Annotated in this window: 9 protein-coding genes; all 9 read right to left on the reverse strand. The window is 43.8% G+C overall.

Features of this window, described 5'->3' with window-relative positions:
* Position 1 precedes the first annotated feature (1 nt).
* Genes DXD06_RS01155 through mutS form a run of 9 tightly spaced genes read right to left on the reverse strand, consistent with a single transcriptional unit; the run spans position 2 to position 12893 of the window.
* The gene (locus tag DXD06_RS01155) at positions 2 to 2809 is read right to left on the reverse strand and encodes a penicillin-binding transpeptidase domain-containing protein (RefSeq protein ID WP_117830347.1); all 2808 of its coding nucleotides are present in this window, start codon (positions 2807 to 2809) and stop codon (positions 2 to 4) included.
* On the reverse strand, positions 2799 to 3320 hold the full coding sequence (gene mreD / locus DXD06_RS01160) for a rod shape-determining protein MreD (protein WP_022047035.1): 522 nt from the start codon (positions 3318 to 3320) through the stop codon (positions 2799 to 2801). Before mreD ends, DXD06_RS01155 begins: the two co-directional genes overlap by 11 nt.
* 3 nt (positions 3321 to 3323) lie before the next feature.
* Positions 3324 to 4271: a rod shape-determining protein MreC gene (mreC, locus tag DXD06_RS01165; protein WP_022047036.1), complete on the reverse strand. Its 948-nt coding sequence runs from the start codon at positions 4269 to 4271 to the stop codon at positions 3324 to 3326.
* Positions 4272 to 4293: 22 nt separating this feature from the next.
* Positions 4294 to 5310, reverse strand: a complete 1017-nt coding sequence (locus tag DXD06_RS01170; RefSeq protein ID WP_022047037.1) for a rod shape-determining protein — start codon at positions 5308 to 5310, stop codon at positions 4294 to 4296.
* A 21-nt stretch (positions 5311 to 5331) separates the two neighbouring features.
* Positions 5332 to 6018: a RadC family protein gene (gene radC / locus DXD06_RS01175; protein WP_243000814.1), complete on the reverse strand. Its 687-nt coding sequence runs from the start codon at positions 6016 to 6018 to the stop codon at positions 5332 to 5334.
* 49 nt (positions 6019 to 6067) lie between these two features.
* Positions 6068 to 7366 carry a methionine gamma-lyase family protein gene (locus tag DXD06_RS01180; protein WP_117830348.1) on the reverse strand — a complete coding sequence of 433 codons (1299 nt, stop codon included), beginning with the start codon at positions 7364 to 7366 and terminating at the stop codon, positions 6068 to 6070.
* On the reverse strand, positions 7363 to 8307 hold the full coding sequence (gene miaA / locus DXD06_RS01185; RefSeq protein ID WP_117830349.1) for a tRNA (adenosine(37)-N6)-dimethylallyltransferase MiaA: 945 nt from the start codon (positions 8305 to 8307) through the stop codon (positions 7363 to 7365). The genes DXD06_RS01180 and miaA overlap by 4 nt, the downstream gene beginning before the upstream one ends.
* Complete coding sequence (gene mutL, locus DXD06_RS01190; protein ID WP_117830350.1) at positions 8304 to 10241, reverse strand: DNA mismatch repair endonuclease MutL; 1938 nt, start codon at positions 10239 to 10241, stop codon at positions 8304 to 8306. The genes miaA and mutL overlap by 4 nt, the downstream gene beginning before the upstream one ends.
* Before the next feature lie 21 nt (positions 10242 to 10262).
* Complete coding sequence (gene mutS / locus DXD06_RS01195) at positions 10263 to 12893, reverse strand: DNA mismatch repair protein MutS (protein ID WP_022047042.1); 2631 nt, start codon at positions 12891 to 12893, stop codon at positions 10263 to 10265.
* Positions 12894 to 12912 lie beyond the last annotated feature (19 nt).

Raw genomic sequence — 12912 nt, forward strand, 5'->3', positions numbered from 1 at the left:
ACTAATCGGCAACAGAGTTTCTTATGTTACCGTTGGCACCGGCTGCTTTCATTTCCTTGATATCTTTCATCGATGTTTCTTTATAGTAATATGAAATTATATTTCTTGCCGCAGTTGCCGCATTATGCGAACTGTAACCGTTGGCAATTCGTACTGCGATGGTAATTTCCGGATCATCATATGGCGCATAACCAACAAACAGACCATGATTGGCATGTCCGGTCTGCTGTGCCGTACCGGTTTTTCCGGCAACCGGAATATCAAATCCCTGGAAGCGGTCCATGGTGGAAACCACTTCGCGCATACCGGAATGAATGGCATCCCACTGGCTGCTTGTTAAGGTGTCCGAAATATCTTCATAGTCGGCCTTATATTTTTTGACCGTCTTTCCATCTGCATCCACGATTTTATTCATCAGCTGATAATTATATTTTTTGCCGGAGGCCACGGCTGTTACATAGCGGGACAATGCAACGGTGGTATAGTTGTTATCACTCTGTCCAATGGCAGCCATAACCGGATATTTTGTCGCAACAGATGATTTGCTTTCCGAAATCTCCAGTCCTGTTTTTTGATCCAGGCCATAGATATGTGCATATTTCTGAATCAGATCAATACCGTTGGCATCATTATAAGATCCTGTTTTTTTCTGTGCCAGCCGATTGCCAACCGTATAGAAAAAGACGTTACAGGAATCCCGAATTGCCTCGGAAACATTGTCAAGTCCGTGACTGCCCGGATAAATCCAGCATTTTGGTTTGTTACTGATGTCATTATAAATTCCGGTACACCGGATCTGGTCGGATGTCGTAATCACGTTTTCTGCCAGACCGGCTGTTGCGGAAACCAGCTTAAAGGTGGAACCGGGTGCGGTCTTCTGCTGCGTCGCATAATTGAGCAGCGGAGAAGATTTATCATGCTGCAGAGATGCAAAATATTCCGAATCCACACCATTGGCAAGTTTGTTGCTGTCATATCCGGGATAACTTACCATGGCACGAATTTCCCCTGTTTTTTCATCCGTCACCACACAGGAACCGATACATGGTTCAAGTGCAAGCTGTGCAGGCGTAATCTCAATGTTGTAAATCTTTTTCATGAGAAAATCCCGTGGAGACAACGATCCGTTTTTCAATTTATTTACGGTTGCATCATCATAATCCAATACTCCCTGATCGAACAGAATCAGACAGAGCTGACGCGGGGAGATTTCGCCACGTGTAATCATATACTGGTATATAATTTTGGAAAATTCCGTATCTGTCTTAATGTTCTTTAGAATATACTTGCATAATGCATCATATACTTCTGTTGAGTCCGCATATTTTTCATCGACATTTAGCTGGCTGATATCGATCCAGTGCTGTGTGATACAGTAACCTAAATACTCTTTCGGGCTGATTTTCTGATTTTTCCATTTCTGGTAAACAGAATCACTGGTATCTATCTCATTTTTTAAGAGTACCTGATCGTCTTTTAACATGGAAATAATGTAAGTAAATTCATCCAGCACTTCATCGGACATTGTATTCAACGCTTCCGGTGAACTGGTCAGTTCCTGTTTTATTTTTCCAAGCGTTGTCTTCTGTCGGGATTTAAAAACACTTAACACATTTTTTTCGGTGTCAGAGGCTTTCGCTTTTGAAAAGTGTTCTGTGTTGATGACGCTGTTGCCAATCAGGGCTGTATACACATCGTTGATCGGAATTTCGCCCGATTTGATATTGGAATACACAATCGCCGCAATCTCATTCTGCAATGCCAGATAGGTAGCTTTCTGCAGATCTGCGTCGATACTCAGATACAGGTCATCTCCGGCTACGGAATCGGTGCTGCTGATAATTTCGGAAATTCTTCCTACATTATCAATATAAAATTTCTGCTCTCCGTTTTTCCCACGCAGATAGGTCTCGTAATACTGCTCCAGCCCGGCTTTTCCGACGGTGTCATTCTGGGTATAATCTTTATTCTTTTTGTGCAGTGCCGTATACTCCGATTCCGAAATCGGTCCGGTGTATCCGATGATCGATGAAAAATATTCACTGTAGTTGTATTTCCGGATCATATCTTCGTTGACCGAAATTCCGCTCAGTGTGTCCATATGCTCATTCACGTAAGCAACGGTCTTGTCCGAAACATCGGTTGCGATTTTTACTTCTTTGTATCTTGCGAAGCGGTTTCCAAGCATGGCATAACGGACAACGACGATACGGTATGCAAGATCCCCATCGTATTTCGAACTGATGCCAAAGTTATCTTTTCCCATCAGATATTCCATAATCTGTTCTGCGGTTGCATTTGCCTCATCGATTCCGGTATCTTTGTTGTATTCGAGATCGTCGGCAGAATTTTTTCCGAAAACATCTGCGCGAAAACGGTTCAGCGAGGAACCGGATACATTAAAGCTGTATGTACCGTCTTTTTTCCGGTCAATTTTGAAATCATTATTCAGCGTTTCACCGTTATTCTTTAAAACCGTAAGAATCTCTGCAAGTTCTGCATTGACAGCCTTGTTTTTTTCTTTTGTGCTTGAATAGGTTGTACTGTCATTGATGGAAATGGAATATGCAAGTTCATTGTAAGCCAGAAGCTTTCCTTTTTTGTCATATATATTTCCACGTGCCGCATTGATCGGCTGCTTCATCTGAATCTTTAAAGAAAAGTTTTCCTGATAAGACTTTCCGTTGACGACCTGAAGGGTAAAGATTCTTGCAAGGATAATTCCGAAAAATACGATAAATACCGCAGCAAGCACAAAAAGGCGCGAACTGAAAAATTTCTTCAGAAAATCTTTGATATCATAACTCAAATTTTATAGCTCTCCTTTTCTCGTGTTCCTCAAGTTTCTGATTAATCTTGAGAAGAATAAAATACAAAAAGATGGTTATCACCATGGTATAAACAAATTCCGGTAGTATGATGGATGTAAAATAATACCAGAAAGAAAACCGGCTGCGCATAAAAAACATAACGATATAGATCATCAGGTTATTTACGATATCACTCGAGCCGATCAGAATCATCGGAAGCTTAATATCATCCGGGTAAAATCTTTTTTTGAACAATCCGTTAATGTAACCGATGTACATATAAAGTAAAGCATATCCTCCGAGATAAAACCCGAAAAATATGTCGATAAGCAATCCACAAAAGAATCCAACCCACAGCCCTTCTTTTTTCCCACGCATGAGTCCAAAAGAAGACACCACAATAATCAGCAGATTTGGACCGATATTGGCAAATGTCAAAGCTCGAAAAACGGTTGTCTGTAAGAGAAAACAGATTGCTATAATAATAAAAAGCACAATTTTTCTACGCATTTCCTACTCCTGTGATTTTTGTGTTTCGGTATTGTCCTGTGTTTCTGTCTGAGTATCGGATGCCTTCTGGGAAGACAGTTCCTTTTCTCCGGTGTCTTTGAGTGTCGTAATGACAAGCACCTCCCGCAGATGCTGGAAATCAACGACCGGCGTAATGGTTCCCGATTTTGTCAGGTTATTTGCATTTTTTTCAATGGAGGCAATGTATCCAATCAGAATTCCTTCCTGATACTGATCCGACACATAAGAAGTCACGACCGGATCGCCGACCTTTACCTTATCATCTTCATCCCGGAGTTCTGTAAATGGTAACACTTTATCCTGATTCATGGACTTTAAGCTGCCACCGACATTGAAATTATCTTTTGTGGTCAGAACCATGGAACTTACATTACTGGAATCATCGATGATGCTTCGCACCTTGGCAAAATTCGGACCGACGTCTGTGACGATTCCGACCAGACCGCTTCCGGCAATGACGTTCATGCCTTTTTTGATGCCTTCTTTGGAACCTTTGTCAATCGTAAAACTTGAAAACCAGTTGGTTCCGTCCATGGCGATCACATTTGCTGCGACCTTCTGATATCCGGAATATTTATCATCCAGATCCAGAAGTTCCCGGTAATTGTCCAGTTCGTATTGTTCGAGCTTTGTGACGTTTAACTGATTGGTCAGATCGTCTACCTGATTTTGAAGCTTTTTGTTTTCTTTTAAAACTTCTCCAAGTGTTTGAAAGTCATTTGCTTTTCCTGAAATCCAGGAACCGGCATTGTTGATTCCCTTCTGCATCGGAACAAATACATATCCGGCAACTGAATTTAAAGGACCTCCGGAAAGATTAAATACCAGACTCGTAAACAGAGCAACAATACACACGCCGGTAAGGATCAGCAAAATATATTTACTTGAAAGATGCTTTTTCTTATTGCGAAAACTGCGAAATTTTTTCATAAAATCCTCGAATCCTTGTTTCTTACTTTAACGTAGTATTTTTCATGCTGAATGGAATCCGTTTATATTTGGAGTCCGTAGCAATCTTTGAAAGACCGCGGACTGCGCTCTCTTCCGGATTCTCACAGGTATTTACTTTAATATTTGTAATCTGTGTAAACAACTGGTCAAGATCTTTGATTTTTGATCCGCCGCCTGTGATATAAATACCTGCATAGATAATATCCCTGGCAAGTTCCGGTGGTGTTTTCTCCAGAATCAGTTTGATAGACGAACAGATCGATTCAAGATTTGCTTTGATTGCTTCATAGACAACCTCTGCGGTAATTTCACGTTCTACCGGAAGACCGCTTACGACATCCAGACCAACAACGGTCATCGTTTCCTGTCTTCCCGGAAGTCCGCTTCCAAGCTCTTCTTTTAATGCTTTGGCGGTTTTCTTTCCGATCACAAGGTTAAATTCCCTGCGGATATAGCTGATGATAGACTCATCGAGACGATTGGACCCGAAATGCATCAGATCACTGAGTACAAGTCCTCCGAGAGAAATAACAGAAATTTCGATCGTGTCTGCTCCCATATCCACGACCATGACTCCGGTAGGCTGATTTACATCAATTCCAAGTCCAACGGCATCTGCAAGTGGTTTTTCACAGAGCATAACGTTTTTCGGACGAAATTTGCTTTTATAAAAAAGTTCAAAGAATGCACGTTTTTCTACATCGGTAATGTCTGTTGGTACTGCGACAAGAAATTCTGCATTCTTTACTCTTCCTTTTAATTTTTTCTCAATATAATCAAAAATCATGGTCTGCAGAAAATTGTAATCTGCGATCACTCCCGTAGAAACCGGAAACGTAACGTTGATGCTTTCCGGTGCTTTTTCATACATTGCATAGGCATCATCGCCATACGCATAAATCTGCGTTTTGTTGATAATGGCAATGGTGTTTTTTTCAGATACCACTTTTCCACTGGATTTACTGAATACTTTAAAATTACATGTACCGAAGTCAATACCATAAATATTGTTACTCATTGTCTTCTCCCTTTTCTTGTGTTATAACAATTTATTTTCGCGAAAACTGAAATACTGCTGATCTCCGATTACGATATGATCAGCAAGGGTTAATCCCAACACCGAGGCGCCTGCCCGAATCTGTTCGGTAAGCTTTTTGTCTTCTGTGCTTGGAGTTGGGTCTCCACTCGGATGATTGTGCAGGATAACGATCATAACAGCATTTCGAAGCAGTGCTTTGCGAAACAGTTCCATGGGGGAAACATATGCATAACTGATGCTCCCGGTTGCGATCACACTGTCTCCTAAAAATTTGCATTTGGAATCAAAGAAAGCTGCCATAAAAGCCTCTTCCCTGCGGTGCCGGAGTTCTTCCATATAATAATCGGCGATGGAAGACGGACAGTTCATGGATAAATGATATCCGCGTCCGGTTCTGGCAATGCGCTTGGAAAGCTCCGCAATTGCTTTCAGCTGTGTTGCCTTGACCGGGCCAATGCCCCTGCGTTCTAAAAGCTGTTCATATCCGATTTCGTACAGATTCAAAAGATTTCCCTGACACTCCGACAAAAGATCACGCGCAAGATCCAAAGCCGTATAATCCTTTGCTCCTGTCTTTAATATAATTGCAAGAAGCTCTGCATCCGACAGCGCCTCTGCTCCAAGAATCTGAAAACGTTCGTAAGGACGTTCCGATTCCGGCAGGTTTTTCATTGAAATGTGACTCAAAACAGGTTCCTTTCTACTTTTCCGAAGCCACATGAAAACTCATATTATTTTAGCACAGTTCATCTATATTAACAAGGTTGCGTTCATAAAGTTTCTGTAAAGACATGAGAATTCCAAGCTTCGCATGGTACCATGTCAGACCCCCCTGAAAATAAACGGCATATGGCGGTTTCACCGGACCGTCTGCGGAAAGTTCGATGGAAGAACCCTGTACGAATGCACCTGCTGCCATAATAACGTCACAGTCATAACCAGGCATTGCCCATGGCTCCGGAGTGACATAGCTGTCTACCGGTGCAGCAGCCTGAATTCCTTCACAGAAAGCAATCATGGCATCCCGGTTTTGAAATTCCACAGCCTGAATAATGTCATGGCGGCTTTCTGTACTGTCCGGAACCACTTTATACCCCAGTTTTTCATAAATATCTGCCGCAAAAATGGCTCCCTTTAAGGCACCGCTTACAACGGTCGGTGCAAGAAAGAGGCCCTGATAAAAGGACTGGATCACACCAAGCGAAGCTCCTACTTCTTTTCCGAGTCCAGGGGAAGTCAGGCGATATGCCGCATTTTCCACACATTCCTTTTTACCGACAATGTATCCGCCAATCGGAGCAAGGCCGCCTCCCGGGTTTTTAATCAGGGAACCGACCATCATATCCGCTCCCACTGCAAGTGGCTCCCGGTCTTCCACAAACTCTCCGTAACAATTGTCAACCATACAGATGACATCCGGTTTGATATTTTTGATAAATGTGATCAGTTCCCCGATCCGCTCGACCGACAGCGTTGGACGTGTCTGGTATCCCTTGGAGCGCTGGATGGTTACCAGACGCGTGTTTTCATGGATTGCATTGCGGATACCATCGTAATCAAACGAACCGTCCGGCAGCAGATCCACCTGGGAATAAGTGATTCCGTATTCGGCAAGGGAACCTCTGGATGGGCGGATTCCAATTACTTCTTCCAGAGTGTCGTACGGTTTTCCGACCGGAGAAAGAAGCTCATCGCCCGGACGCAGATTGGACATCAGGGCGAGCGCAAGTGCATGGGTTCCACAGGTGATCTGTGGACGTACCAGTGCATCTTCCCCGCCAAAACAGTCGGCATATACCCGCTCTAAAGTATCTCTTCCCATATCATTATATCCGTATCCGCTCGAAATATTAAAACATTCTGCACTCACACGGTTTTTCTGCATGGCTGCAATGACTTTCATCTGATTGTATTCCGCATTTGCATCAATCTTTTCAAAACGCTCTTTTAATTCCTGTTCGATTTTTTCGCCAAATGCATAAACTTTCTCGGAAATTCCAAGTTCTTTATATTTTTCTTCCAGTAACTGATTCATTGTATGATTCCTTTCTCGTGTAAAACATCCGTCATTTTCTGTAACATATGATCTTCGCGGTCATTGAATTCGGATTTGTCCAGCCAGATGACATCCTTTTCCCGGCGGAACCAGGTAAGCTGCCGTTTCGCAAAATGTCTGGTTTCCCGTTTGATCACATACACCGCTTCCTCAAGGGAGCAGCTGCCGTCCAGATAATCTAAAATTTCTTTGTATCCCAGTCCCTGCATGGAAACCATATCTTTGCGGCATCCCATATCATACAGCGTTTTTACTTCTGTAAGAAGTCCCTGCTCCATCATTAAGTCCACGCGCTGATCAATGCGCCGGTATAATTTTTCCCGTTCGTCCGTCAGTACAAAATATGCAAAACGATACGGAGATGTTTTCTGATGTTCTTTTTCGTTGTGTGCGGAAATCGGCGTATGGTTCTGATGGTAAAATTCCAGTGCACGGATGACCCGTTTGATATTATTTTCATGAATGGTTTCATAAGAAACCGGATCAATTTCTTTTAATTTTTCATGCAGGGCATGCGCCCCGTATTCTTTTGCAAATGCCGTAAGTTCTGTACGGTATGCCGTATCGGATTCCTCTTTGGAAAAGTCTATGTCGTACAACAGGGACTGGATGTAAAATCCGGTTCCGCCGGCGATAATCGGGATCTGTCCGGCGGCATAGATCTGCTGCAGGGCCTCTTTTGCCATCTGCTGAAAACGGACAATATTAAACTCTTCGGACGGCTCTAACACATCGATCAGATAATGGGGGATTCCCTCCATCTCTTCCGGCATGACTTTTGCAGAACCGATATCCATGTGTTTATATACCTGCATCGAATCCGCGGAAATAACGGCGCCGTTTATTTTTTTCGCAAGTTTTATTGACAGTGCCGTTTTTCCGACGGCTGTGGGACCTGCAAGAATGACAAGTGGTTTCATGAAACAATCCTCTTAAATTTTTTCTCTATTTCGTATTTTGACATGGAAATGATGGTTGGCCGGCCGTGTGGACAGCAAAACGGATTTTCCAGCGTCAGCAATTCCGTCATGAGTGCATCCACTTCCGGCAGGCTCAGTCTATGATTTCCCTTTACCGCTGCCTTGCAGGACATGGTGGCTACTTTTTCCAGTATCAGTTCCGGTGTCTGCCGTCCGGTCAGGTTGGAAAAATCATCAAGCATTTCGATAAACAGATCTTTCATGTCAATATGGTACAGATTATCCGGTACTGCAGAGATCATATATTCTCTGCCACCGAAATTTTCGATCTCATACCCGAATTTTTTGATTTCCGGCAGATACGTCTCTAACATTTCCTGCTCATGGGCATCCAGACTCAGCACAATGGGCGGGCTGACTGCCTGGGATGTAAATTCTTTTTCTTTTAATTTTGCCATCATCCGTTCAAAAAGTACCTTTTCATGTGCCGCATGCTGATCCATGATATACAATTTATCCTCGTATTCGATCAGCCAGTAGGTTTGAAACAATTGTCCGATGATGCGGTGCTTTTTGCGGGCATCATCCGTTAAAAATTCCGGTGAAGCAGCGGCGAGCGTCATCTGTTCGCCAACCGGTTGTTTTTTTGGAATATCTGCAGGAGAGGCTGTTTCCTCCCGCTTTGGGAACGGGTCAAAGGATTCCCGTACCATGGTTTTATCCGGATGCTGTGGCACATACGGCTCAAATGCCGGTGCTTTTTTTGATGGCACAGGCGAAGCCACAGGAGAAACCGGTTTTTCTGGAATCGGAGGCTGGTGATGCTGCTGTCGGATTTCATTGATTCTGCGCTTTTCAAATGGTTCCGGAATCGGTTCTTTGTATGCCGGGGGAAGATTCTTTTTTTTATGTTCTGCTTCATCTACCGGAACTTCCGGAATCAGTTCCTTATGGGAAAGCAGTCCGAAGAGAACATCACACAATTCTTTGTAAATTTCCTGATTGTGTCCAAACCGCAGTTCCATTTTTGTCGGATGTACATTCACATCAAGGGTATCCCCCGGAAATGTGAAATACAAAACTGTAAACGGATACTGGTGCTGCATCAGGAAATTATGATAAGCCTCTTCTATCGATCTGGAAAGCAGAGAACTTTTGATGTAGCGTCCATTGATAAAATAGTTTTCGTAATTCCGGTTTCCGCGGTTAATCACAGGTTTTCCAATATAGCCGGAAAGGGAGAAATATTCTCCCTTGTAGTTTACCTCTAACAGTGCCGCCGCAATCTCACGTCCGTAAATATGGTAAATGAGATCCCGTTTTTTCCCGTTTCCGGAAGTGTGCAGTCTTGTCTGGTTGTTGTTGATATATTTAAAAGAAATATCCGGATGGGACAGGGCAAGTTTTTCCAGCATGTCACTGATGTAGGTGCCCTCTGTCTGTGCCGTCTTTAAAAATTTGCGTCTGGCAGGGGTATTGTAAAACAGATCCCGGACCAAAAATGTTGTGCCATCGGGAGCACCGATTTCTTCGTCTGCAATTTCTTTTGAGCCTTCGATCACGTACCGGGTGCCGGTCAGGGCATCGGCTGGTTTGGTGATCATTTCCACTCTGGAAACAGCAGCAATGCTGGAGAGTGCTTCCCCACGGAATCCTAAAGAATGTACACACATCAGATCTTCTGCACTGCGGATTTTGCTGGTTGAATGCCGCAAAAAGGCCAGTGGAACTTCTTCTTTTGGGATTCCGCATCCATTGTCCGTGATGCGGATCAGGGAAATGCCCCCTTCTTTGATCTCCACGGTAATGGCGGATGCCCCTGCATCAATGGCGTTTTCCACAAGCTCCTTTACCACAGAACTTGGGCGTTCCACGACCTCTCCTGCTGCAATCTTATCAATTGTCTCCTGACTTAATAACGCAATTTTGCTCATTCGTTTTTCCTTTTTTATATCCTACCAGCGGTTTTTAACTTTGTTCTGAAGTTCATACAGTTTATTGAGTGCATCCATCGGGGTCATGTGGCTGATATCCACGTCCCGCAGTTCCTGAATGATATCGTCATCTTTTACGGTGTCAAACAATGACATCTGTGTCAGATCCACCTCATCGAGATGCGGTTTTTTCTTTTTGCCGGAGGCTTGTCCTTCCACGGATATATTTTTCACGGTTTCCGTAATATCGTTTGCAGAAAGCTGGTTGACAATGTCTTTTGCGCGGTTAATCACAAGTTCCGGAATCCCTGCCAGTTTAGCAACCTGTATTCCATAACTTTTGTCTGCGCCGCCCTTTACAATCTTGCGCAAAAAGACGATGTCGTCTCCTTTTTCCTTGACCGCAATACAATAATTATTGACACTGTTTAGTTTTCCTTCCAGTTCCGTCAGTTCATGATAATGTGTGGCAAACAGTGTTTTTGCTCCCAGTAATTTGGGATTGCTAATATATTCGACAACCGCCCAGGCAATGCTGAGTCCGTCGAAGGTACTGGTTCCGCGTCCGATTTCATCCAGAATCAGAAGGGAATTCGCTGTGGCATTGCGAAGAATATTTGCCACTTCATTCATTTCTACCATAAAGGTACTTTGCCCACTTGCCAGATCATCTGAAGCCCCGACACGCGTGAAAATCCGGTCCACAATTCCAATGTTGGCAGATTCTGCCGGAACAAAGCTTCCAATCTGTGCCATCAGAACGATCAGTGCGCTCTGGCGCATATAGGTAGATTTTCCTGCCATATTCGGACCGGTAATGATGGAAATCCGGTTATTGTGATTGTCCAGATACGTGTCATTGTCTATAAACATATCATTGACAATCATTTTTTCGACAACCGGATGACGGCCGCCTTTGATATCAATCACGCCGGATTCGTTGATCTTTGGTTTGCAGTAATTATTCTGTCCTGCCACAAGTGCCAGGGAAACAAACACATCAATCTGCGCCACTGCCCGTGCGGTTGCCTGAATACGTGCAACATTATCCGCGATGGTATCCCGAATCTGGCGGAACAGATCGTATTCTAATTCGACCAGACGATCCTGGGAACCGAGAATCGTATCTTCGAGTTCTTTTAATTCCGGCGTAATATAGCGCTCGGCATTGGTCAGTGTCTGCTTTCTCACATAGTAATCCGGCACCTGATCCTTAAAGGAATTGGTCACTTCCAGATAATATCCAAACACTTTGTTGTATTTGATACGCAGGTTCTTAATTCCAGTCTTTTCGCGTTCTTTGCCCTCTAAGTCTGCCAGCCATTTCTTTCCATCCGTTGATGCGTTCCGCAGCCGGTCCACTTCCTCATTGTATCCGGTTTTTATGATGTTGCCGTCACGTACGGAAATCGGAGGATCATCGTTGATGGAAGACTTCAAAAGTGCACACAGATCTTCCAGACAGTCAAAATGTTCCCGGATTCCGGTGGCAAGCTCTCCCTTTAAATCCTCAAGCAGTGTTTTAATTGGAGGCAGCATTTCTAAAGAATTGCAAAAAGCAATCATATCCCGCGGATTGGCGGTCTGGTATGTAATTCTGGTAATCAGACGTTCCAGATCATATATTGGTCCTAAATATTCCCGCAATTCTTCCCGGGTGATCTCCTGATCATTTAAATTTGTAATCAGTTCCTGCCGTTTTAATATCTCTGTTTTGTCGATCAGCGGCTGTTCCACGTAAGAGCGCAGAAGTCTGGCACCCATTGCCGTCTTTGTCTTATCCAGTACCCAGAGCAGGGAACCACGCTTTTGTTTTTCCCGCATGGTCTCTACCAGTTCGAGATTTCTCCGGGAGGAACTGTCAATGATCATATATTTCCCGATGGAATACGGACGGAGTTCCAGAATATTAGAAAGGGTGTTCTTTTGTGTTTCATACAGATATTTCAGTAATGCCGCGGAGGCAATCACACCACAGTCGTAATCCATCAGTCCCAGCCCTTCCAGACTCTGTACATGAAAATGGGACAACAGCGTTTCCTTTGCCAGATCATCCCCGAAATACCAGGAATCCAGAGCGGATACCGCAATTCCCATGCGCTCCTTCATATCATCGATATCTACCCCGCTCATATAAAACGGCTCGTTGCAGATGATTTCTGTCGGACTGAAACGATTCAGCTCGTCCAACAGTTTTCGTTCACTGTCCACTTCCGTTACAAAGAAATCTCCGGTCGTAACGTCGGTCGTCGCAATGCCGTATTTATCCCCGATATATACGATACACATGAGATAATTGTTTTTTGCCTCGTCTAACGACTGCATATCAATGTTTGTTCCCGGAGTGACTACACGGATGACTTCCCGTTTGACAATTCCTTTTGCCAGTTTCGGATCTTCCACCTGTTCACAGATTGCTACTTTGTATCCTTTTTTGACCAGCCGGTTGATATATCCGTCTGCGGCATGAAACGGAACCCCGCACATCGGCGCCCGTTCTTCCAGTCCACAGCTTTTTCCTGTCAGCGTCAGTTCGAGTTCCTTTGAAACTGTTTTGGCATCCTCGAAAAACATTTCATAAAAATCACCCAGACGATAAAACAGGATACAGTCTTTGTATTCTTCTTTTGTCTGCAGATAATGCTGCATCATTGGTGTTACTTCTTGTTTC

Origin of the sequence: Roseburia sp. TF10-5, from assembly GCF_003462365.1 — a bacterium.
In the GTDB taxonomy this organism is placed as follows: Bacteria; Bacillota; Clostridia; order Lachnospirales; family Lachnospiraceae; genus Roseburia; species Roseburia faecis.

Bases quoted from the DNA above. Each gene is read 5' to 3' on its own strand.
- mreD (WP_022047035.1), bottom strand. From the start codon at position 3,320: ATGCGTAGAAAAATTGTGCTTTTTATTATTATAGCAATCTGTTTTCTC.
- DXD06_RS01170 (WP_022047037.1), bottom strand. From the start codon at position 5,310: ATGAGTAACAATATTTATGGTATTGACTTCGGTACATGTAATTTTAAA.
- miaA (WP_117830349.1), bottom strand. From the start codon at position 8,307: ATGAAACCACTTGTCATTCTTGCAGGTCCCACAGCCGTCGGAAAAACG.
- mutL (WP_117830350.1), bottom strand. From the start codon at position 10,241: ATGAGCAAAATTGCGTTATTAAGTCAGGAGACAATTGATAAGATTGCA.
- DXD06_RS01180 (WP_117830348.1), bottom strand. From the start codon at position 7,366: ATGAATCAGTTACTGGAAGAAAAATATAAAGAACTTGGAATTTCCGAG.
- mutS (WP_022047042.1), bottom strand. From the start codon at position 12,893: ATGATGCAGCATTATCTGCAGACAAAAGAAGAATACAAAGACTGTATC.
- mreC (WP_022047036.1), bottom strand. From the start codon at position 4,271: ATGAAAAAATTTCGCAGTTTTCGCAATAAGAAAAAGCATCTTTCAAGT.